The organism is Neisseria dumasiana (assembly GCF_022870885.1).
Classification (GTDB): domain Bacteria; phylum Pseudomonadota; class Gammaproteobacteria; order Burkholderiales; family Neisseriaceae; genus Neisseria; species Neisseria dumasiana.
The window spans coordinates 1732814-1755662 of record NZ_CP091509.1; the positions used below are offsets into that span (position 1 = coordinate 1732814).

The following is a 22849-nucleotide window of genomic DNA, read 5'->3' on the forward strand; positions in this document are numbered from 1 at the left end:
AAATGCTACATTTTTAAAGCTTTTTGAAGATGTGCAGGGCCATTCTTGATGCATTTGCTAAAACGGTATTTGCTTCTACATTGTTGATAACGCAAAAAGGCCGTCTGAAAACCCGATGCGGATATTCAGACGGCCTGTTGCAAAAACTGACGTGTCAGGCTGCTGTGTTTATGAGCGTACCGATTTTAAAACCCGTTTGGCAAAAATCAATATTCCGGCAATAAATGCAGCCAAGCCCAGCCAAGCGGCAATGCCTTGCCAGTTGTCGAGGTTGAGCGCCAGCGGTGCGTCCGAGCCGCCGCCGGTTACCGAAGCGGCGATGATAAAGGCCATCATCACACCGATCAGGCTTTCGCCCACAATCAAGCCTGCGGCAAACAGCGTGCCGGCGCGTTCGGTTTTTTTCAGACGGCTTTCCGTGTCGTTCGGATAGCGTTTGCGGACGATATTTTTCAGCACCGCCGCCAATACCGCGCCGATGATAATCGGCATATTGATGGAAGGCGGCAGGTAAATGCCCATGCCCACGGCCAAAACCGGCAGGCTTAGTTTGGAAGCGCTGCTTTTCTTCAACACAAAATCCACAATAATCAATGCCACGCCGATGGCAACGCCGGTGAAAATGTATGTCCATTGCAGGTTGTGGGCGAAAATGCCTTGGGCAATGGTGGTCATCAACGTAGCTTGGGGAGCGGCAAGGGCTTGGGATGCGTCCATGCCTTCGCGGGGCATCGCACCGGTGAAGCCGTAAGCCTCATATAGGATTTCCAACACGGGGGCAATCACCACCGCGCCGACGATACAGCCGATAATCAGCGCGATTTGCTGACGCCACGGCGTAGCCTGCACCAAATAACCGGTTTTCAAATCCTGTAGGTTGTCGTTGGAAATCGATGCCACCGAAATCACCGCCGAGCCGCAGAAAAGCGTTAAAGCAAGCATAAAACGGCGCGTTCCCTCATCCGCAAACAATCCCGTAGATTCGCCGATCATCAGCAACACGATGGAAATGGTTAAGATGGAAATAATGCCGATACCCGAAATGGGGCTGGAAGACGAACCTACCAAGCCCGCCATGTAACCGCAGGCTGCCGCCACCAGAAAGCCGATAAGCGAAGTCAGCAGCGTACACACCACCACCAGCAGCCAGCCCAAACCGGCAGGAATGCCGGCATCTTCGATAAAGTGGTAAAAACTGAAAGCCAGCAACACCATCATGCCCAAAGTCCACAATATCATTGATTTGGGCGATAAATCCTGTTCGGTGCGACGGGCGGAAACATCGGCTTTGCCGCTGAAGGCACGGAAAGACAGGCGCATGCCTTCCATCATCGGTTTGAACAGGGTAATCAGCGTCCAAATTGCGGCGATACCGATCGTGCCCGCACCGATAAAGCGCACTTTTTCTTTCCACAGCTGCATACCATAGGCAGCCATTTCCATGTCGGCAGGCTGCGGCACGGCCGATGAAAAATAAGGTACGGCCACACCCCAAGCGATGAAAATACCCACCAAAATGGCGATACCGCCGGTGATGCCCACCAAATAGCCCGCCCCCAACAAGGCCAGAGAAAAACCCATCGGCAGTTGGAAAATGGCATTGCCCGATTTGAACCAATAGCTGGCATGATCGGCCATCACGCGCAAACCGTTGCTGGCAAAACTGAACAATCCGGCCAATACACCGCCCGCAGCAATTTCTTTGATGCCGCTGCCGCCGGAATCTTTTTCTCCGCTGTCGTCGTGCTCGCCGCTGCCGACTTTCAAAATTTCAGCCGCCGCCACGCCTTCCGGATAAGGCAAGTCGCTTTTCACCACCATGGCATAACGCAGCGGAATGGTGAAAATCACCCCCAAAATACCGCCCGCCATACACAGCAGCGAGGTTTGCCAAAAAGGAAATCCGTTCCAGTAGCCCGCCATCAACAGGCCGGGCAGCACGAAAATAATGGTGGAAAGCGTGCCTGCGGCAGAAGCTTGGGTCTGCACCATATTGTTTTCCAAAATATTGCTGTCTTTGGCAAATTTCAGAATGGCCATAGAAATCACGGCCGCCGGAATGGATGAAGCAAAAGTCAGGCCGACCTTCAGGCCGAGATACACGTTGGATGCGGTAAAGATCACCGTAATCAACGCACCCAAAACCATACCGCGCAGGGTAAGCTCACGGTATCCCGCATAGGGGTCGTGATAGTGTGATTGTTGAGTCATTTATGTATTCTCCTTGAGAAAAGGTCTTTTAATATTGTTGGGTAATTTAGGATATGTCAAGAAATGTTGCCTAATTGGAAAGAATGAATGTTAAAGTGTTATCTAATCTAAACCTGCTCAAACACCACCGAACAGGCGGCGGCAAAGCAAGGCCGCAGCCGAAAAACCACTTGCGCCCGGCCGTATATACATGCGTTCAGACGGCCTGCGGTGCTTTTAATCCCGTGCCTACATGGTATAAAATACGCGCCTGTTTTTATAAGGCAAATTGCAGCCCAAACCGCCGAAAGCCTGCCGTTGACCGGCAGGCGGTTTGATTGCGGTGCCGACGCAGAAAAATGATTGAGGCCGTCTGAACGGTTCAGACGGCCTGCCCTACCTGAAAACTTATCCGACACTCCCCTTTTTTAAGGAACACACCATGCCAGCTTACCGCTCCAAAACCTCCACCCACGGCCGCAATATGGCCGGCGCACGCGCTTTATGGCGTGCCACCGGCGTGGCCGAAGAAGATTTCGGCAAACCGATTATCGCCATTGCCAACTCGTTCACCCAATTCGTGCCCGGCCATGTGCATCTGCACAATATGGGCCAGCTTGTGGCGCGCGAAATCGAAAAAGCGGGCGGTTTGGCCAAAGAATTCAACACCATCGCGGTGGACGACGGCATTGCCATGGGCCACAGCGGTATGCTCTACAGCCTGCCCAGCCGCGATTTGATTGCCGATTCGGTGGAATACATGGTGAACGCGCATTGTGCCGATGCGCTGGTGTGCATTTCCAACTGCGACAAAATCACCCCCGGCATGCTGATGGCCGCCATGCGCCTGAACATTCCCACCGTGTTTGTTTCAGGCGGCCCGATGGAAGCGGGCAAGGTGATCGGCGTGGCCAACATCACCGATACCCGCAAGCTCGATTTGGTAGATGCAATGGTGGATGCCGCCAACGATGCCGTATCCGACGAAGAAGTGGCGGCGGTAGAACGCTCTGCCTGCCCGACCTGCGGCTCCTGCTCCGGCATGTTTACCGCCAACTCAATGAACTGCCTCACCGAAGCCTTAGGCTTGTCGCTGCCGGGCAACGGCTCGCTGCTGGCCACCCACGCAGGCCGTAAAGAATTGTTTTTGGAAGCAGGCCGTCTGATTGTGGAAATTACCAAACGCTATTACGAGCAAGACGACGAGAGCGTATTGCCGCGCAGCATCGCCACCAAAGCCGCGTTTGAAAACGCCATGAGTTTGGATGTGGCGATGGGCGGTTCTACCAACACCGTGCTGCATCTGTTGGCCGCTGCCAGCGAAGCGCAAGTGGATTTCAAAATGGCCGACATCGACCGCATCAGCCGCCAAGTGCCGTGTTTGTGCAAAGTCGCCCCTGCCACGCAGAAATACCATATGGAAGACGTACACCGCGCCGGCGGCGTGATGGGCATTTTGGCCGAACTCGACCGCGCCGGCTGCCTGAAAACCGACGTTTCCACCGTTCACGAAAAAACCTTGAAAGACGCGCTGGCGAAATGGGACATCACCAACCCCGCCAACGAAACCGCACATCAGCGCTACAAAGCCGCACCGGGCGGCGTGCGTACCACCGAAGCCTTTTCGCAAAACCGACAATGGCCGTCGCTCGACCTCGACCGCGAAAACGGCTGTATCCGCAGCAAAGCACACGCTTATTCGCAAGACGGCGGCTTGGCGGTGCTGTTCGGCAACATCGCCGAGCGCGGCTGCGTGGTGAAAACCGCCGGTGTGGACGACAGCATTCTCACATTCACCGGCCGCGCGCGCGTGTTTGAAAGCCAAGATTCTGCCGTGGCAGGCATTTTGGACAACCAAATCGTTGCGGGCGACATCGTAATCATCCGCTACGAAGGCCCGAAAGGCGGCCCGGGCATGCAGGAAATGCTGTATCCGACTTCTTACCTGAAATCCAAAGGCTTGGGCAAAGCCTGCGCCCTGCTGACCGACGGCCGTTTTTCAGGCGGCACTTCCGGCTTGAGCATCGGCCACGTTTCGCCCGAAGCGGCGGAAGGCGGTGCCATCGGTTTGGTGAAAGAAGGCGACACCATCGAAATCGACATCCCCAACCGCAGCATCCGTTTGGCCGTTTCCGATGAAGAATTGGCAAACCGCCGCAAAGAGATGGAAAGCCGCGGTGCTAAGGCCTGGAAACCCGAAAACCGCGACCGCCACGTTTCCGCCGCCTTGCGTGCTTATGCTGCCATGACCACTTCCGCCGACACCGGCGCGGTGCGCGACGTTTCACAGGTAGAACGCAAGTAAGCGCACAACGGGTTTGCCCATCAGCAAAGATATCAGGCCGTCTGAACAGATTTCAGGCGGCCTGATTCATGTAGGGCGGGCATCCCTGCCCGCCATCGCGCTTGTAGAGTGAATCAACTTAAAAATAGGACATCCGTCATACTCGGGCTTGACCCGAGTATCTCCTAAATTTGCAGAAACTCAAGATACACAGGGCAATCCCGAACATAACGGTTTATGTTATCAAACTGAAGTGAATTGACTATATACAGCCGATTCGCATCAACCGTTCAATATCATTCAAACGGCTTTCTCTGCCAATACGGTTTAATTGTTTTCAGACGGCCTGCCCGCACCTCTTCTCCCGCGCCCAGTTCAAACACCAGCGCGCCCGACAAATCGGTACGCAACAGCGTAATGCCGTGGGCTTTCACGCGGTTTTGCACCGCTGTGGTGGGGTGTTTGTAAGCATTGGCATAACCGCTCGAAGCCACGGCGTATTGCGGCGAAACCGCGTTCAGAAAACCGCCCGCCGACGAAGTGTCGCTGCCGTGATGCCCCAGCACCAACACTTGGCTGTACAAGCCTTCGCCGTATTTTTCCACCAACGCCAGCTCGCCGCGTTTGCCCAAATCGCCCGTTACCAGCAGCGACTGCCCGCCCGCCAGCACGCGCAGAACGCAACTTTGCTCGTTGTCGTCGGCTGTTTTCGGGTTTTCAGACGGCCTCAAAAACTCAAACACCGCGCCGTCCCATTGCCATTGCCGCTCCCTGCAAAACTCCGCACCCTGATAAAACTCAGGCTGCCCCGCCCAGATTCGGCGCGGCTGTTTCGAGCGGCGGATTTCGGCAAAACCGCCGTCGTGGTCGGCATCGTGATGCGACAGCACCAGTGCGTCCAAACGGCGCACACCGGCGGCATTCAGCGCAGGCAGAATCTGCGCGTTGGCGATGTGCTCCGTGCCGGTATCGAACAACAGGTGATGGTTTTTCGTCTGCATCAACACCGACAAACCCTGCCCCGCATCCCAAACCGTTACTTTCAGACGGCCTTCCACAACAGGCGGCGGGCGGTACAGCACAAACCCCGCCAACACCAGCCACGCAAGCGGTTTCCAGCCCGTGCCGCGCGGCAGCAACACTATCAATACCGCCAGCACCGCCAACGGCAGCAGATAAGGCGGCGAAGCCGCCACCGCATATTCGGGCGCATATTCCGCCACCCACACCAACACGCGCATAGTGTATTCGCCCGCCGCAGCCGCCAGCCATTGCAGCCAGCCAAACGGCAGCAGCGAAGCCAGCAGAGCCAGCGGCACCAGCATCCACGAAAACCACGGAATCGCCAACGCATTCACCAACGGGCTGATGAGCGGCAGCGAAGCAAACATGCTGCCCAAAGCCGCCACCGACAACAGCGACACCGCCCATTGCCCGCGCACCGCCAACAACCAACCGCGCTCGTTCAGACGGCCTGCCGACACCCACAGCAAAGCCCCCACCAAGCCGAACGAGAGCCAAAACCCCGCCCCCAAAACCGCCAACGGGTCAAACAGCAGCACCCAAGCCAGCGCCTGCCACCAACCCGCCCATACCGACGCGCCGCTGCCGCGCCACCAAGCCCACGCCAGCGCACACAGCATCAACACGCTGCGCTGCGTCGGCACCGAAAACCCCGCCAAACCCGCATAAAACAACGCCGCCGCCAAACCCGCCGCCAACATCCACACCCGCGGCCGTTTCGGCACGCGCGGCAGCACACGCAGCAACTGCTTCATCAACCACCCCACCAGCACCGCCACCATACCTACATGCAGGCCGGAAATACTTACCAAATGGTTCAAGCCCAAAGGCCGGAATGCCTGCCAAGATTGTGCGCTCAAAGCCGACTGCTCGCCTATGCTCAAGGCCCGCATCAAACCGAGGGCGTCTGAAAAATCCCGCCCGCCGGTATCGGTTTGCTGCCAACGCAGGCTCACCGCTTCGCGCACACGCAACAGCACACCGGCACGGTTTTCCGGCAACGGCTGCCTTTCCTTGCCGATGCTACCCACCCCGTTGATGCCGTCGGCCAACGCCCACGCCTCACGGTTGAAACCGCGCAGATTAACCTCACCCACCGGCGGCCTAACCCTTGCCTTAACCTGCCAGCGGCTGCCGGCCGACCAATCGCGCAGGCCGTAATCCGACAGCAGCAAACGGTATTCCCGCCCCGCACCATCACTCGCCCGCGCCGTAAAACGCACCCGTTTGTCGTCGCGCTGCGGCAAATCCGCCACTTCTATCGTGAGCGGCACAGAGGCCGTCTGAACCGCAGGCCATTGTTGTTCCAAAGCAGACTGCGTGCGCCAGATGCCGTATAACGCACCGGAAAAAGCGATCAGCAGCCAAGCCGCCGCCCGAAACCGCCACGCCGCTGCAAACAGGCACAGCCATACCGCCGCCAGCACCGTCCAAGACGGTACGGCGGGCAGCGCAAACGAAACAACAACGCCGCTTACCCAAAGCGGCAGCCAGAAACGGGGCATAAAGATGGTTTTTTAAAAAATAATAAAGATAGGTATGATAAAGAAAAATCAGAATATCGTCAGGAAGAATATCGTTGGAAAGATGTGCTGACCGCTATGCCTTTCAGACGGCCTGCCCAACCGCCCCGCCCTCTGTTGCATGAATGCCGATTCAGTATCGGGCAAACCTTGCCTAAACAGGGTCGGTATGCACCAACACATCCGCTTCGGCAAATAAAGCCTTCACTTTTGCCGCCGCCGCTTTGGCAATATCGTGCGATGCCGAGAGCGTCATGTGCGCGTCCAAATCAATATGCAGCTGCACAAAAACCATGCCGCCCGAACGGCGTGTTTTCAAATCATGCACCCCTTGTATCTCGGGCACGGACAACACCGCCGAACGCACCGCTTGCACTTCCTGCGCCGAAAGCGAGTGATCCATCAGCGTGTTAACCGCCTCCCTGCCGATGTCGAACGCACTTTTCAAAATCCATAACGACAACAGCAAGGCAGGCCAGCCGTCTGCCGCATACCAACCGTAGGCAGCCAGCACCAAGCCTGCCAGCACCACCGCATTCGACAACAAATCGGTTACATAATGCAACCTGTCTGCCGCTATCGCCTGTGAAGCCTGCCGCCGCAGCACATACCGCTGAAACAGCACCAAAGCCGAAGTCAGCACCAACGACACCACCATCACGGCAATCCCCCAAGCCGTATGCTGCAAAGGCTCGGGATTCATCAGCCGGTTAAGCGCATTGAGCAGCAAAAATACCGCCGAACCGCCGATAAAGGCCGCTTGCGCCAATGCCGACAAACCTTCGGCCTTGCCGTGCCCGAACGTGTGCTTTTCGTCGGCAGGCCGCAAAGCCAAACGCACGGCAAACAGATTAAGCACGCTGGCCAGCAAATCGGTAAGCGAATCGGTAAAACCGGCCAAAATACTCACCGACCCGCTGAGCAGCCATGCCGAAGCTTTCAACAACACCAGCACAAGCGCCGTTGCAGTAGAAGCATAGGTGGCCGACTTCAACAAGCGTTCGCGGTCGGCAGAAGGGGCGGCAGCAGGTTTCATGGCAGTTTTCTCTTAATAAAAAAGATACGGTCGATCAACTTAAAAATACTACACTCGTCATACCCGGGCTTCACCCGAGTATCGCCTGAATTTGCTGAAAATCAAGATATCCGGGGCAAGCCCGGGTATAACGGCTTCGTTATGAAATTTAAGCGGATTAACTATACGATACGGCCCGATTAAAGCAAAAGCCGTCTGAACGGTTTTCAGACGGCCTGATCTACCGATGGTTCCGGCACGGCAAATATCTGGAAAATTAAGCAGATTAATTGATTTTGTCGATCTGATAGCTGATTTTATCCACTCTGCCGTTTCTGTTGTTGGTAACCAATAAGGTGCGCGGAATAAACACTTGCGCGCCGGGCAGATAATGGCCGTCGAAATCTTGAACGATATCAAGCGTGCCGGCTTCATTGTTCATGGCAAGCCTGCATTGGGCGTGCTGTGCGCCGCCTTTTAATCCGCTATGCAGGGCTTGGGCGGGTTGCAGAGCGCCCAAACGGCATTGCTCTTTTAAGAATATCCGGCCGTTGCTGTCTAACAAAACCGCCGAACTTTGAAAGTCTCCCCCCTGAGTGCTCCATTGCACCGGCGGCGGCGTGATTTCGATGTTTTGAGTAATGAAAGAGCCTTCGTCCATACGCCAACGCAGCTCCCAGTGGTTGAGCAGAATCAGGCTTTTGGCATCGGGGCGGCCTTTAACGGAACTGGTTTTGTTTTTGAGATGGCTGTGCGCCGATGAAAACATTTTTACGTTGGAAAATTTGTCGATTTGGCGGCTGAGTTGGATATTGCCGTCCTGATTGTTTTGCTCGGCAATGCTGTATGTGATTTTTTTAATGCGCTGCTCGGGCTTGCCGATTTCGTAATGGCTTGCCATTACAAGCAGTTGTTTGTCGATATTATCGGCAGCCGATGCTGCCAGCGGCACACCCGATAACAAAAGAGCAAGAAAAATGGTACGCATTTTGAATCATCCTGAATGAATTGTCTGTTCCGCTTTGAGGCCGTCTGAACGTTTTTTCAGACGGCCTCGTGAGCTGTCCGTTCAAAGCGGCGTCTAAAACACCACGGCATCAACCGCTTGAGGCGGCCGGCGCAGGCATATTATCCGTTGCACCGCGGATGGGAATATACCGTAAATCCCGTTAGCTTTCCAATCTGCCGGTCGTCTGAACCCCTCCCCGCTTTTAAGCCCCCGTCGGCACAACCGCCCCGCTTCCAAATGGATTTCGGCATATTGCGTGTATAACCCGAAGCGTTCATGCTTTATAATCTCTTTTTTTATGCCGTCCGAACAACCATGATGAAATGGCTTAAACGCACCAAAACCATCGCCCAAACCGTTTACCGCTTCGGCCTTGCCGAGCTGGTTTCCGGCCATGTCCGCCAAAACTGGCTGAGGGCGGTGTTCGACAAAATACCGCAGTCTGCCGAAACGAAAAACGAACCGCTGCCCGTGCGCTTGCGCTTGGCACTGGAAAACTTGGGGCCGATTTTTGTGAAATTCGGGCAAGTACTTTCCACCCGCCCCGACCTCATTCCTCCCGCTTATGCACAAGAGCTGGCCAAGCTGCAAGACCGTGTGCCGCCTTTTGATGCCGAACTTTCGCGCCACCAGATCGAGGCTTCGCTCGGCCATTCCATCGAAACGCTTTACGCCGAATTTGAAACCCGTCCCGTAGCCAGCGCCTCGATTGCACAAGTTCACAAAGCGCGCCTGCACAGTGGCGAACAGGTGGCGGTAAAAGTATTGCGCCCCAATCTCTTGCCGGTTATCGAACAGGATTTGGCCCTATTGCGCTTCGGTGCCGGTTGGGTGGAACGCCTGTTCGCCGACGGCAAACGCCTGAAGCCGCGCGAAGTGGTGGCTGAATTCGACAAATACCTGCACGACGAACTCGACCTGATGCGCGAGGCGGCCAATGCCAGCCAACTCGGCCGCAACTTTCAAAACAGCAGCATGTTGATCGTGCCGAAAGTGTTTTACGACTATTGCAGCCGCGACGTGCTCACCATCGAATGGATGGACGGCACGCCCGTTGCCGACATTGCCGCGCTCAAAGCCAAAGGCATCGACTTGAAACAGCTTGCCCGCTACGGCGTGGAAATTTTCTTCACCCAAGTGTTCCGCAACGGCTTTTTCCATGCCGATATGCACCCGGGCAATATTCTCGTTGCCGACGACGGCCGTTATATTGCGCTGGATTTCGGCATTGTCGGCAGCCTTACCGACTACGACAAACGCTATCTGGCCATCAACTTTTTAGCGTTTTTCAACCGCGATTACCACCGCGTGGCCACCGCCCACATCGAATCGGGTTGGGTTCCGCCCGATACCCGCGCCGAAGAACTGGAATCGGCCGTGCGCGCGGTGTGCGAACCGATTTTCAACAAACCGCTGTCGCAAATTTCTTTCGGCTTGGTGTTGATGCGCCTGTTTGAAACCAGCCGCCGCTTCAACGTGGAAATCCAGCCCCAGCTTGTGCTGTTGCAAAAAACCCTGTTAAACATCGAAGGCTTGGGCCGCCAACTCGATCCCGATTTGGATTTGTGGGCCACCGCCAAGCCGTTTCTCACCCAATGGATGGCCGAGCAAGTCGGGCCGAAAGCCTTTTTCAACAATCTGAAAAACGAAGCTCCGGATTGGGCGCAAATCCTACCCGCCCTGCCGCGCAAACTGAATATGCTGGTGGACGAAAACCGCCAGCAGGAAATGCGTGATGCCTATATCCATCTGGTGAAAATCCAACAGCGGCAAAGCCTGTGGCTGGCGGTGATAGCGGTTGCTTTGGTATTGACCTTGTTATTCAAATAACCGCCCGAAACCTTTTGCCCGCATATTGTGCAGATATTTCTGCCCGCTCAAAAAAAGAAACCTAATCATCCCAAGCCGCAATCCGGCCTGAAATGATTAGGTTTTTTATGCTGCGGAGCAAGTGTTTCTACAAAACCGCCAACGGATACGCACCGATCACTTTCACAAACGAAGCCCGTTCGGCCAACTGAGCCAAGGCCGTCTGAACGTTCGGGTCGTCTTTATGGCCTTCAATGTCGATAAAGAAAAGGTAATCCCACAATCCCGAACGGCTGGGACGGCTTTCGAATTTGGTCATGGAAATACCCAATTCGGTAAAAGGCTTGAGCAGCGCATTAACCGCACCGGCCTTATTGGGCGTCGATACCACCAGCGAGGTTTTGTCGCGCCCCGTCGGCGTGGTGGTTTGGTGTCCTAACACCAGAAAGCGGGTGGTATTGTTGGGTTCGTCTTCAATACTGTCGGCCACTTTGGTTAAGCGGTAAATCTCGGCAGCGGTTTGCCCGGCGATTGCGGCCACACCTTCCTCTTGCGTTTCGGCAGCCAAGCGCGCGGCTTCGGCATTGCTGGATACGGAAATGCGCACCGCATCGGGAAGGTTGCGGTTCAACCATTCATGGCATTGCGCCAATGCTTGGGCGTGGGCATACACTTTGGTGATGCCGCGGATATCGCTGCCGTTTTTGCGCAACAGGTGGTGGTGGATGCGCAAAACCACTTCTCCGCAGGCTTTCAACGGCGTAACCGACAGTAAATCCAAGGCACGGCCCACGCTGCCTTCGGTCGAATTTTCAACCGGCGTAACCACATAATCGGCCTGACGCGCTTCTACCAAACGGAAACCTTCGTCGATAGTCGTGCAGGCTTGCGTGCGGGCGGCATGACCGAAATGTTTAACCGCCGCCTGTTGGGTAAATGTTCCCGCCGGGCCGAGATAAGTGATGGTTAGCGGACGTTCCACCGCCAAACATTCGCTCATTACTTCGCGAAACAGCCGCGTAACCGCTTCATCGGGCAGCGGCCCTTGGTTTAAATCTTGAATCCGGCGCAAAACCGCGGCTTCCCGTTCCGGCCGGTACACCGTGCCCGTTCCTTTTAATTCTCCAATCGCACGGGCATGTCCGGCGCGCTCGTTGAGCAGGCGCAGAATGGTGGCATCTATTTCATCAATCGCATTGCGGTGCGGCAGCAGTTTATCGTCGGCAGTCATTATTCTTATCCGTATCGGCAAAATGATGGAAAGCTGATTTTAACATTATTCGCCTATAAGTTATCAGGCCGTCTGAAAATAGCGGATCACCGCTGTCGAAATCGTTCGGCGGCAACGCCAACCCATATTTTCAGACGGCCTCAAGCCCGCAACATTCATCACAACATCTTGCCGCCGCGGTTTTCCAACCAAGCATCACGCGAGCACAGCCACAACAGAATAACGCCCATCATCGTACACACCAGCATCATCCCCGCCATAACCAACGCCGTACCGTTGTGCAGCCAAGTCGTAAGCATACCCATAACCGCTCCGATTACCGACTGGCACACCCCCAGCACCGCATTGGCGCTGCCGCCCTCTTTTCGGAAATACTCCATAAAGCATGCTTGGGTGTTGGCGGTAATCAACCCCTGCGTACCTACCGACACCACAACGAATCCCACCAAAAGCCACATATGCGGCAGCTTCAACCACCACACCGATGCAAACATCAAGGCATTGGCAGTAAGTTGCACGGCAATACCCCATTTCAAAATATCCTGAGCATGCGTACCGTTCTTCAAGCGCCATGCCGTAACACGGTTAAACAGCGCCATCGTTATGATGTTCATACCGAAAACCCACGCATAAGCATGTGCCGAAACACCATACAGCTCCATATAAACAAACGATGATTCGGTTAAAAAAACAAACATCGAAGAAAAACTGAAGGCTTGGAAAAACAGATAACCCAAAGCTGGCTTGGTGGACAACACACTTTTATAACGCCCTAACACCACCGGAAAAATACGTCCGTCTATACGGCCGGTTTCTTTCGGCTTCGCCAAACAGATATAAAGCAAACACCACACGGCCGCAGCATAAACGCCTAAAAAAACAAAAATAGCACGCCAACCGCCCAAACTTTTCAAAGCCGCTCCCAGCATCGGTGCCAACAGAGGCGCGGCCATCATGATAATGCCGATCAAGGCAAACATTTGCGCGGCCTGACGGCCCTCGTAATGATCGCGCACCGTCGCCCCCACAACCACCACAGCCATCCCCGCACCAAACGCTTGCAGCAACCTCAGCAGCAGCAATTGTTCCACCGTTTGAACCGCCGCCAACCCGGCAACACTGATTAAATAAACCACCAAACCCAGCAATGCAATGATGCGGCGGCCTTTAATATCCGAAAGCGAACCGCCCACAATCTGCCCCGCTGCCACACCGAACAAAAAAGCGCTCAAACTCTGCTCGATACGGTGGATATCCGCCCCCAAACTCTTCGCCATATCGGGAATCGCGGGCAGATAAGTATCGATAGACAAAGGCATCAGAGCCACCAGCGAAGCCAACAGAAAAGCCATCTGCCTTTCGTTAAGCACAGGAGGAGTCAGGGGCATAACACAATCTTTCCAACAAGAAATCAATATAATAAACCAAGCCACCCGAAGGCGGCTTGGTAGTCGTGCGGCAAATAAATTCACTTGGTTACAGGAGAGCGCACCACGCTTGCACCCGATATCCGCCAACCTCATCGGTTATCGGTAGAAGGGATAACCGCTTCACTCACAAGTGCGGCACGCATGGTTTTTCAATCAATTAGCCGTATGTATTATACAACGCAGCAACATGATGCGTGAAACCGCCTTTAGGAAAGCCTGCTCCAACGCTCAGGAAACAAACCCGGTCAGAAACCTTTGCGGTTATCGCCACGATAGACAAGCGCGGGCGGCATACAAAGCAACCATGCACCGCAAACGGCGTTTTTACAAAAGCCCCAAACAATAAAAAAACCTGCCGCAAATACGGCAGGTTGGTTTTCAAGCAAAGGAACTTGCGAATAAACGGCACACATACAGTTTAATGTCGGCTTAAAGCCTTTGAACCGTTATTCCGAAGCCCCCTGTTTCGCGGCTGTTACTTCACAACACCGCTTGCGGTATTCACACCGGAAGCATCCAACGGAGTAGCCGTTGCTGTGGTTTTATCTGCACTTTTGGTTTTGGCTGCTTTTGAGGCAGATACTTTGGCCTCACCCGGTTTTTTAACGGTTGGTTCGGCCGGAGCAGCAGTTACAGCAGCAGACATCGCAGCCAGCGATACAATTAAAGCAAACTTTTTCATCTGTATATCCTTATAAAATCAATAAAACACCATGTTCGAAAACATGTGCTTGTGAGAAAGAATCGACAAAGAAAAGTTCATCGGGCCGGATGGCAGCCGGTTAAAAAATATTAAGTTGATTCAATGCCATAAAAATAAAACCACTCTGCCGGAAACATCCTTCCGAACCGCCGCCCTTACCGTATGGCTTTTTTTCAGACGGCCTCCCTATTTGGCGTGCAACCCATATTTCATTGATAAAAAACTGCAAACCGTTTCAACATTAAACATCGCTTGGCACAAGCTTCACAGAATTTTTCCCGACGATATCGGCCGATGCAGGGAAGCAATACGAAAAAAATGCCGCTTAAGCGGCAAAAATCTGTTCGGCTCAGGCCGAGTTTCTCGGTTCGGATTCCGATATCAAACATTACGCCGGTCAATGATGCGTGCCGACGCCCACGGTCAGTAGCGCGGCATTTCCGAATCCACCAAAACCGACCAAGCATCAATCCCGCCCTGCAGGTTATACAGTTGCTCGAACCCGGCTTCCGCCAAATACATGGCCGTATGCAGGCTGCGGATGCCGTGATGGCAATACACCACAATCGGCACATCGTCGGGCAACTCGTTATAACGCATGGGAATCAGATTCATCGGAATATGGGTATGGCCGGGTAAAGCACACAAATCCACTTCTTCGTCGGTACGCACATCGAGCAGCACAAACTGCATGCCCTCGTCCAACCATTGCTTTAACTCGATAGGAGAAATTTGCGGAATCATTTTCGGTTCACTTTCCACCCGTTTGCTCTACGGATTTCTTTCGTCTCAAAATAATAAGGCCGTCTGAAAAAGCTTTTTCAGACGGCCTGATCGTCAAGCTTAAAAATTAAATTTTGCAGAAGCCGATAAAGTCGGCGTTTTCAATCCGGGGATATAAGTGTCAAACAGCACTTCTTCACTAAACGAATCGCCGTTGCGCGTAATCAGCAAAGCACGCTGAACCGGTGCTTCACCCACCACCACAACCATGCGTCCGCCGTTACTCAGCTGGTTTTTCAACGCTTCCGGCACTTCGGGCACGGCTCCGCCGATATATACCGCATCAAAAGGCGATTGCCCCGACACGCCCGCCAAACCGTCGCCAACCTGATAAATGATTTTATTGAAACCCAATTTATCCAATACCGCTTTGGCACGTTGCTGCTGCTGTTCGTCAACATCCACGGTAACCACATTGGCACTGAGTTTGCTCAATAAGGCCGCCGCATAACCGGAGCCCGTACCGACTTCCAACACCTTGTCGTCCGCCTTCAAAGCCAGCCCCTGAATCAGGCGGGCCACGATTTTAGGCTCCAACATGCTGCCGCCGTTGGGCAGCGGCAACGTTTTATCCGCATAAGCATAAGCCTGCTGCGATTGGTCAACAAAATATTCGCGCGGAACTTCGCTCAACGCATCCAAAACATCGAAGTCCAACACATCCCAAGGGCGGATTTGTTGCTCTACCATATTGAAACGTGCCTGATCAAAATTCATTCCGTGCTCCGTGATTATTTTATTCGGTGTGGTTAACTGCACTCCCGGCCGCATCGCCCGAGAAAGCATGGTTTATCGACTAAAAATATAAATATACAGCTCAATCAAATACAGCGCATGATTATAATGGTTTTCCCCACAGTATAACAGTATTTTTCAGACGGCCTCAGGCTTGGTTGGCTGCAATCATTTCCGCCAGCCTGCCCAAATAATATTCATCCGTACTGTCGAAACAGGCGGTGGTTTCCGCATCGGCATCCAACACCGCAATCAACCTGCCCGATTGGTTTTTCACCGGCACGACAATTTCCGACTGCGACAAAGACGAACAGGCAATATGATCAGGATGCCGGTTAACGTCTTCCACCACAATCGTCTGCCCCTGCGCCCAAGCCTGACCGCACACGCCCCTGCCGAAAGGAATACGCGTACACGCCAACGGCCCCTGAAACGGCCCGAGTACCAATTCGCGCTTTGTGTCATCTGCAAGATAAAAACCCACCCACAACCAACCGAATGCCGCTTTCAATACCGCAGCAATATTGGCCAAATTCGCAATCAAATCGGTTTCATCCCCAATCAGGCTCTCAATCTGAGGCAGAATTTCCTGATAAATTTCCGCCTTATCCGTACTTTCTATATGAAGCTCGTGCATGTCGTTTGATTCCATACCAATCCATTAAAACAAACAGCATTGTCAGGCCAAGCCGTTTACACGGTCAAGCCTGCCGCCCCCTTACGCAAAATACCAAATAAAATTTCTATAAAATTCAATAAAAACACACATCCTTTTCATTTTCCCTACATATTAAACCGCCACACACCCTGTCAATGTGCGTTAAAATCAAAACATTCTGGAAGTAAATAAAGGACCAAATCATGTGGGATAAAAAATGGGTTATCGGCAACTGGAAAATGAACGGCCGCCTGCAAAACAATAATGCTTTAATGCACCGTTTCCGCATTATGCCCACAGCAGACCGGGTCGTCATCGGCTTGGCCGCTCCCACCGTATATCTGCTCCAGCTGCACAACGCCATGCAGATTGTGCTGAACAACCGCATCCTTACCTGCGCGCAAGATGTCAGCCGCTTTCCCAACAACGGCGCCTACACCGGCGAAGTATCCGCCGACATGATGGCCGACATCGGCGTCGATATCGTATTGATCGGGCACTCCGAACGAAGCCTGTATTTCGGTGAAAAGAACGAAATCCAGCGTCAAAAAATGGTCAACGTATTAAACGTCGGTTTGACTCCCCTTTTGTGTGTCGGCGAAAGTTTGGAAGAGCGCGAAGCAGGCCGCGAACAGGAAATCATCGCCCACCAACTTTCCATTTTAGAAGGGCTCGACACCAAAAACATCGCCGTAGCTTACGAACCCGTGTGGGCAATCGGCACAGGCAAAGTTGCCACAACCGACCAAATTGCCGCCATGCACGCATTTATTCACAAACAAATCTTGTCATTGTGCGGCAACGATGTTAATATTCGCATCCTTTACGGCGGAAGCGTCAACGCAAACAATGCAGCAGACATTTTCGCCGTGCCCTATGTAGACGGCGCATTAGTAGGCGGAGCCTCGTTATCATACGATTCATTTACCGCCATTATCGATGCCGCACAAGATTCGTAAAGATTATGGAAGCTTTTAAAACCGTTATTTGGATTATCAATATCTTCTCCGCCTTGGCAGTTATCGTGCTGGTTTTGATGCAGCATGGCAAAGGCGCAGACGCAGGTGCCACATTCGGTTCTGGAAGCGGTAGCGCACAAGGCGTATTCGGTTCGGGCGGCAATGCCAACTTTTTGAGCCGCAGCACCGCCATAGCAGCAACCATTTTCTTTGCCACCTGCATGGCCATGGTTTACACCAATACCCATAGCAGCAAGCACGGATTGGATTTCAGCACGGTACAGCAAAGCACTCCTGCTCCGGTGCAAACCCTTCCTACTGACAATACACAGCAAACACCTGCATCTCCTGCAAAATAAATACTTGTTTGGTTAACTTTTAGTTAATCCATACAACAAATTTAAATTGAAAAAATTATAAGTTTTATGCCGACATGGTGGAATTGGTAGACACGCTATCTTGAGGGGGTAGTGACCCTAGGTCGTTCGAGTTCAAGTCTCGATGTCGGCACCATCAAAAAAACAGCCCGATTTTCGGGCTGTTTTTTTACATCCCCACTAATATGGTTACTTTAACAACCGGCTTATAAATTTTATCTTTACTTCAACAAGCTATAACAAAAAATGCAGCTTACCGAAACTATTTCTGCTATATTTTTCCCGGCTGCTCTGTTAGTTATTATCGAGGCCGTCTGAATATGGATTATTGTGATTTTTCCAACACGCTACCGAATGATACGGACAATCCGAACAAGCATTACCACGATCATGTTTACGGCTTTCCCGTCTGCAGTGACAACGAGTTATTTGAACGTTTGGTATTGGAAATCAATCAAGCGGGGCTGAACTGGACGTTAATCTTAAAGAAACAAAAAGCTTTTCAGACGGCTTATTCAGGTTTCGATATTTCTGCGGTTGCCGCTTATGACGATGCCGACCGTACCCGCTTATTGAATGATGTGGGTATTATCCGTAACCGTTTGAAAATTGATGCGGCCATTTATAATGCACGGCAGCTGTTAATCTTACGGCAGAAATACGGTTCTTTCCGCAATTGGCTGGATCAGCACCACCCTAGAAGTCTGCCCGAATGGACGAAGCTTTTCAAAAAGCATTTCAAATTTGTCGGCGGGGAAATCGTAAACGAATTTTTGATGAGTACGGGCTATCTGCAAGGTGCTCATAAAGAGAACTGCCCGATTTACAGTAAGGTTTTGGCGCAAAAGCCCAAATGGGCAGAATATGGCAAATAAACCTGTTTTTGATACAAGGCAATAAAGCGCAGTAACGCTGTATCAGAAATAAAGTTTATTTGCTATAAACAAAAAAGCGGCCTGAAAAGCGTTATACTTTCAGGCCGTAAACCAGTTGTGAAACGAAGGGAATAAATCAATAGTCGATACGCGAAGAGAGGATTCTGCCGTTTTTGGCATCCACTACCACGTCGTATTCTTGACCGCCTTTGGTGATCAGCTCGACATCATAATGTGCTCCGCGGTGGCGGCTCATATCGAAATCAACTTCTTTGATAAATGCACCGGGAAATTTTTTCAAAGCGGCATTAGCGGCAGCATCGTGCGTGATGTATTTACCCGGATTTTGCTGCAGGTAGTAATCGTCGCTATCGGCCATAGCAGGTGCGGCGGCAATCATAAAGGCAGAGGCCAACAAAGCAGCGATGGTTTTATTTAATTTCAACATAGTAAGCATCCTTTTCAATGATTTAGTTAATTTAAGCAGGGGAACTCGGCTCCCTATGCTTGGCATTCTAAACAGGTACAGTTAGGTAAAAATTAGCCGGCCAGAAAATTTAACGGGGTGTTGCATGATGCAGAATCAAGGCGATGAGGAAACATTAGCGCGGCAAGTGCCTTTGTTGTTGCGCTTGGCGGTTGCGGTAACCGGGCTTTCTGCTTTTTTACAGGTTTATTCCTTACAAGCCATTTTGCCTTTATTGGTTCGGGATTTGGCGGCAACTGAAGTGCAGGCCGGGCTTTCGGTAGGAGCAACCGTTTTGGGCGTGGCCATGATGTCGCCTTTTATGGGGATGTTGTCGGACGCGGTCGGACGAAAAATATTTATTGTCGGTTCTCTGTTGTTTCTTGCCATACCCACCGCACTTTTGGCCGGCGTGCAGACAATCGAGCAAATGATGTTGCTGCGCTTTTTACAGGGTGTGGCTGTTCCGGGCATTACGGTAGTGCTGATCGCCTACATCGGGGAGGAATTCGACGGCAAAGCAATGACACGGCTGATGTCGCTTTATGTGGCGGGAACGGTATTAGGCGGCTTTCTCGGGCGTTTTATTCTCGGCCATTTAAGCGAAATCATCGGATGGCGCGCAGCGTTTTATGTAATGGCGCTTCTGGCTGTGTTTAGTGCGTTTTTTATCGGCAAACAATTGCCTGCCTCGCAAAAGTTCACAGCCAAGCCGCATTTTCAGACGGCCTTACACACCTTGTCGAATCACCTGAAAAACCGCTATGTGATTGCGGCATGCCTGCTCGGAGCGTGCGTATTGTGCTCGTTGGTGGGCTGCTTTACCTATATAAATCTGTATCTTGCCGAAGCACCCTATTCGCTTGACAGCGGCGGCTTGGCCAATCTTTTTTCCGTATATCTGATCGGCATGGTGATTACGCCTTTGTCGTCCAAACTGATAACCCGTTTCGGCAGCGCCCGCACGATTATGCTGGCCATTGCCGCCTCGGCGGTGGGTGTAGCCGGCACATTATTTGCCCCGCTTCCCGTTATTATTGCCGCGTTGGTTTTGATGTCTTCCGGCGTATTTATTACTCAGGCCGCCACCATCAGCTATATTGCGGCCAACGTGAGGGAAGGCCGCTCGCTTGCCTCCGGATTGTATTACATGGCTTATTACGGCGGCGGCACCCTGGGCGCGTGGCTGTGCGGTTTGGCTTACTCACGATACGGCTGGACGGGCGTAGTGTGCGTTCTGCTGTCGGTTCAGGCTGCGGCCGTAATGGTTACGGTAAAAGGCATGTTGAGGCCGTCTGAAAAGTTTAATTGCTTATAGCCCCCTGATATATTTTCATCACAAAGCAGCAAGCCGCACACGGCACAGGTAGAACGAAACGGATTCTGTCGCCGCGTTACTTTGGCGGCAAAATCGTTCTCTTTAAGCTAAGGCGCGGCAAGAATGTGTTGGGAGACTATAAGCAGTTAAACTTTTCAGACGGCCTTCGGTCAACGATATACGGCTATCAAAAACAGCCCGAAACCTTTCCCATCTGATGTGTATTTCTGTGTTTTTAGACTATCCTGTAACGTCTTAAACAACATGAACAGGCCGGTTATTTTGTGCCGACCATATCTGAACATGCCTTTCACACCATCATAACGTGATGGTAAAGTGCGATTTCTTTTTAATATCTCTGCGAACATCATGAACTTCGATACCATTCTCAGCATTGCCCTCGGCATAGGTTTAGCAGCCGGCACAGGCTTCCGCGTATTTCTTCCTTTATTTGCCCTTAGTGTTTCCGCCTATTTCGGCGTATGGCCGCTCAATGAAAACTGGCAATGGCTGGCCAGCACCAACGCTTTGATTATCTTAGGCATTGCTGCCATTACTGAATCATTAAGCTACCTGATTCCTTTTGTAGACAACCTGCTCGACACCATTGCCGTTCCTCTGGCCGGTTTGGCGGGCACGGCGGTTATGGCATCAACCGCCGCCGATTTAAGCCCGGCGGTTACTTGGGCTTTGGCCATCATTGCAGGCGGCGGTGCTGCGGCGGCGATAAAAGGCACCAATGCCGTTACCCGTGCAGCCAGTACCGCCACTACCGGCGGCTTGGCCAACCCGGTATTTTCAATTATCGAAACAGGCATTGCCGTGGTGATGAGCATATTAAGCCTGTTTGTACCTATTTTGGCAGTATTTGTAGTATTAATGGTGGCATTTTGGCTCTACCGCAAATACACACGCTATCAACGCAACCGTCGGCAGGCGGTCGGTTAGCTCAAACCAATCAAAAGAATGGCAAAGGCCGTCTGAAAAACCTTCTGATGAGTTAAAATAACGCTTTCAGATATTCAGACGGCCTTAAACCATGAGTACGGATACTCAAAAAAACTACATCACCCCCACAGGTTGGCAGGCGTTGAAAGACGAGCTGTACAATCTCGTTAACAAAGAACGCCCCGAAATCGTACAGATTGTCAACTGGGCGGCCGGCAACGGCGACCGTAGTGAAAACGGCGACTACCTTTACGGTAAACGCCGCATGCGCGAAATAGACCGGCGCATCCGCTTTCTAACCAAACGTTTGGAAGCAGCGCATGTGGTTGACCCCGAAACCCGCGAAGCGACGGATCAGGTGTTTTTCGGTGCAACAGTAGAACTTTTGCGCGGCGACGGCAGCGAACAGATTGTGAGAATTGTCGGTATCGATGAAATCGACACAGCAAAAAACAAAATATCGTGGATTTCTCCGCTCGCCCGCTGCTTAATCAAAGCCAGAGAGGGCGACGAAGTGGTGCTGAACGGCCCTGAAGGTCGCGAAGTAATCGAAATACTTTCGGTAGAATATGTGCGGATAGAATAAAGCAGCTAATAAATTCAGCCAACTTAAAAAACAATGTATTCATTATAGTCAATTAACTTATTTTTAATGCAAAGGCGCAACACCGTAGCAAAACTTAAGTGGATTGACTTTATACCTTTTGTATCAATATGCCTGCTGTAATAAAAGATACCCGATAAAAAAACCCGATCTTCAACCGGATCGGGTTTTTTTTAGGGGCTGACGTAGATTAGCAGTCATGATAGGCTGCCAAAATGAAGATAACCCACTGTAAGTTAAAGAAGAGTCTGCAAAGAAAACTGCTTGAATATTTTGTATTGGAAGTAACCGCACGTTCTGCTGCCGATATCTTGGGTATTCAGCCCAATACGGCTATTCTCTTCTACCGTAAAATCCGTCTTGTTATCAGCCGTCATTTGGCTTTGGAAGCAGATCAGGTTTTTGAGGGCGCTATAGAATTGGATGAGAGCTATTTCGGCGGTAAGCGTAAAGGAAAGCGCGGTAGGGGAGCAGCAGGTAAAGTGGTGGTTTTCGGTATCCTTAAACGTGGAGGTAAGGTTTATACGGTTGTAGTGAATAATGCCCGAAAGGAAAGTTTATTTCCTGTTATTACAAGGAAAATTACACCTGATAGCGTAGTTTATACGGACTGCCTGAGCAGTTACGACGTGTTGGATGTCAGCGGTTTTCACCATCACAGGATTAATCACAGCAAAAAGTTTGCCGACCGACACAACCATATCAACGGCATTGAGAATTTTTGGAATCAGGCGAAACGTGTCTTGCGCAAATACAACGGAATCGACCGAAAATCTTTTCCTCTGTTCTTGAAAGAATGTGAGTTTCGTTTTAACTTCGGGACACCAAAGCAGCAGTTAAAAACTTTGCGGCTTTGGTGTGGTGTTTAGGGCTAATCTACTTCAGCCCCTTTTTTTATTGTTCCATTTA

The 22849-nt window shown here is 52.0% G+C and carries 21 protein-coding genes and 1 tRNA gene; 10 read left to right on the forward strand and 12 right to left on the reverse strand.

From position 1 onward, the window contains the following. Positions 1-168 precede the first annotated feature (168 nt). On the reverse strand, positions 169-2211 hold the full coding sequence (locus tag LVJ88_RS07960) for an OPT family oligopeptide transporter (RefSeq protein WP_054598713.1): 2043 nt from the start codon (positions 2209-2211) through the stop codon (positions 169-171). Between the two features lie 421 nt (positions 2212-2632). Between LVJ88_RS07960 and ilvD the strand changes: the two genes are divergently transcribed. Continuing rightward, positions 2633-4495, forward strand: a complete 1863-nt coding sequence (ilvD, locus tag LVJ88_RS07965; RefSeq protein WP_085417645.1) for a dihydroxy-acid dehydratase — start codon at positions 2633-2635, stop codon at positions 4493-4495. 275 nt (positions 4496-4770) lie between these two features. Here ilvD and LVJ88_RS07970 read toward each other — a convergent pair whose 3' ends face one another. From LVJ88_RS07970 to LVJ88_RS07980, 3 genes are all read right to left on the reverse strand, one after another. After that, positions 4771-7002, reverse strand: a complete 2232-nt coding sequence (locus tag LVJ88_RS07970; RefSeq protein WP_244694138.1) for a DNA internalization-related competence protein ComEC/Rec2 — start codon at positions 7000-7002, stop codon at positions 4771-4773. A gap of 172 nt (positions 7003-7174) precedes the next feature. Beyond that, positions 7175-8056: a cation diffusion facilitator family transporter gene (locus LVJ88_RS07975; protein ID WP_085358107.1), complete on the reverse strand. Its 882-nt coding sequence runs from the start codon at positions 8054-8056 to the stop codon at positions 7175-7177. A gap of 265 nt (positions 8057-8321) precedes the next feature. Continuing rightward, positions 8322-9023 carry a hypothetical protein gene (locus tag LVJ88_RS07980; RefSeq protein ID WP_085355818.1) on the reverse strand — a complete coding sequence of 234 codons (702 nt, stop codon included), beginning with the start codon at positions 9021-9023 and terminating at the stop codon, positions 8322-8324. Positions 9024-9362: 339 nt separating this feature from the next. Here LVJ88_RS07980 and ubiB point away from each other — a divergent pair, with 339 nt between their 5' ends. Next, positions 9363-10874 (forward strand): ubiquinone biosynthesis regulatory protein kinase UbiB, encoded by a 1512-nt coding sequence (gene ubiB / locus LVJ88_RS07985; RefSeq protein ID WP_085417709.1) that lies wholly within the window; start codon positions 9363-9365, stop codon positions 10872-10874. A 127-nt stretch (positions 10875-11001) separates the two neighbouring features. Here ubiB and pheA read toward each other — a convergent pair whose 3' ends face one another. The 7 genes from pheA to LVJ88_RS08020 all read right to left on the reverse strand — a co-directional run bounded on the left by pheA (position 11002) and on the right by LVJ88_RS08020 (position 16372). Beyond that, positions 11002-12084, reverse strand: a complete 1083-nt coding sequence (pheA, locus tag LVJ88_RS07990) for a prephenate dehydratase (protein ID WP_054598708.1) — start codon at positions 12082-12084, stop codon at positions 11002-11004. 158 nt (positions 12085-12242) lie between these two features. Continuing rightward, a complete protein-coding gene (locus tag LVJ88_RS07995) occupies positions 12243-13472 on the reverse strand; it encodes a multidrug effflux MFS transporter (RefSeq protein ID WP_233127502.1) in 1230 nt (409 codons plus the stop codon). A gap of 199 nt (positions 13473-13671) precedes the next feature. Next, positions 13672-13896, reverse strand: coding sequence for a hypothetical protein (locus LVJ88_RS08000; protein ID WP_143773638.1), 225 nt, complete (start codon positions 13894-13896; stop codon positions 13672-13674). A 93-nt stretch (positions 13897-13989) separates the two neighbouring features. Next, positions 13990-14196: a hypothetical protein gene (locus tag LVJ88_RS08005; protein ID WP_085355820.1), complete on the reverse strand. Its 207-nt coding sequence runs from the start codon at positions 14194-14196 to the stop codon at positions 13990-13992. 444 nt (positions 14197-14640) lie between these two features. Next, the gene (locus LVJ88_RS08010; RefSeq protein ID WP_085355821.1) at positions 14641-14961 is read right to left on the reverse strand and encodes a rhodanese-like domain-containing protein; all 321 of its coding nucleotides are present in this window, start codon (positions 14959-14961) and stop codon (positions 14641-14643) included. A gap of 99 nt (positions 14962-15060) precedes the next feature. Continuing rightward, a complete protein-coding gene (locus LVJ88_RS08015; protein ID WP_085355822.1) occupies positions 15061-15717 on the reverse strand; it encodes a protein-L-isoaspartate O-methyltransferase family protein in 657 nt (218 codons plus the stop codon). A gap of 166 nt (positions 15718-15883) precedes the next feature. Next, complete coding sequence (locus LVJ88_RS08020; protein WP_085417647.1) at positions 15884-16372, reverse strand: GAF domain-containing protein; 489 nt, start codon at positions 16370-16372, stop codon at positions 15884-15886. Between the two features lie 224 nt (positions 16373-16596). Here LVJ88_RS08020 and tpiA point away from each other — a divergent pair, with 224 nt between their 5' ends. The 4 genes from tpiA (at position 16597) to LVJ88_RS08040 (ending at position 18604) form a co-directional block, all read left to right on the forward strand. Then, positions 16597-17352, forward strand: coding sequence for a triose-phosphate isomerase (tpiA, locus tag LVJ88_RS08025; RefSeq protein WP_054598703.1), 756 nt, complete (start codon positions 16597-16599; stop codon positions 17350-17352). A gap of 5 nt (positions 17353-17357) precedes the next feature. After that, the gene (gene secG, locus LVJ88_RS08030) at positions 17358-17711 is read left to right on the forward strand and encodes a preprotein translocase subunit SecG (RefSeq protein WP_085355824.1); all 354 of its coding nucleotides are present in this window, start codon (positions 17358-17360) and stop codon (positions 17709-17711) included. 68 nt (positions 17712-17779) lie between these two features. Then, a tRNA-Leu gene (locus tag LVJ88_RS08035) sits at positions 17780-17865 on the forward strand. A gap of 184 nt (positions 17866-18049) precedes the next feature. Continuing rightward, on the forward strand, positions 18050-18604 hold the full coding sequence (locus LVJ88_RS08040; RefSeq protein ID WP_085417648.1) for a DNA-3-methyladenine glycosylase I: 555 nt from the start codon (positions 18050-18052) through the stop codon (positions 18602-18604). A 136-nt stretch (positions 18605-18740) separates the two neighbouring features. Here the strand turns inward: LVJ88_RS08040 and LVJ88_RS08045 are convergent, their stop codons facing one another. After that, on the reverse strand, positions 18741-19052 hold the full coding sequence (locus LVJ88_RS08045; RefSeq protein WP_054598700.1) for a PepSY domain-containing protein: 312 nt from the start codon (positions 19050-19052) through the stop codon (positions 18741-18743). Between the two features lie 124 nt (positions 19053-19176). Here LVJ88_RS08045 and LVJ88_RS08050 point away from each other — a divergent pair, with 124 nt between their 5' ends. The 4 genes from LVJ88_RS08050 to LVJ88_RS08065 all read left to right on the forward strand — a co-directional run bounded on the left by LVJ88_RS08050 (position 19177) and on the right by LVJ88_RS08065 (position 22809). Further along, positions 19177-20388 (forward strand): MFS transporter, encoded by a 1212-nt coding sequence (locus tag LVJ88_RS08050; protein WP_085417649.1) that lies wholly within the window; start codon positions 19177-19179, stop codon positions 20386-20388. A 369-nt stretch (positions 20389-20757) separates the two neighbouring features. Continuing rightward, positions 20758-21336, forward strand: coding sequence for a DUF4126 domain-containing protein (locus LVJ88_RS08055; protein WP_085417651.1), 579 nt, complete (start codon positions 20758-20760; stop codon positions 21334-21336). A 91-nt stretch (positions 21337-21427) separates the two neighbouring features. Continuing rightward, entirely contained in the window at positions 21428-21922 is a 495-nt protein-coding gene (gene greB / locus LVJ88_RS08060) for a transcription elongation factor GreB (protein WP_085355829.1), read from the forward strand. A 233-nt stretch (positions 21923-22155) separates the two neighbouring features. Continuing rightward, positions 22156-22809, forward strand: a complete 654-nt coding sequence (locus tag LVJ88_RS08065) for an IS1595 family transposase (protein WP_244694126.1) — start codon at positions 22156-22158, stop codon at positions 22807-22809. The last annotated feature ends 40 nt before the right edge of the window (positions 22810-22849 follow it).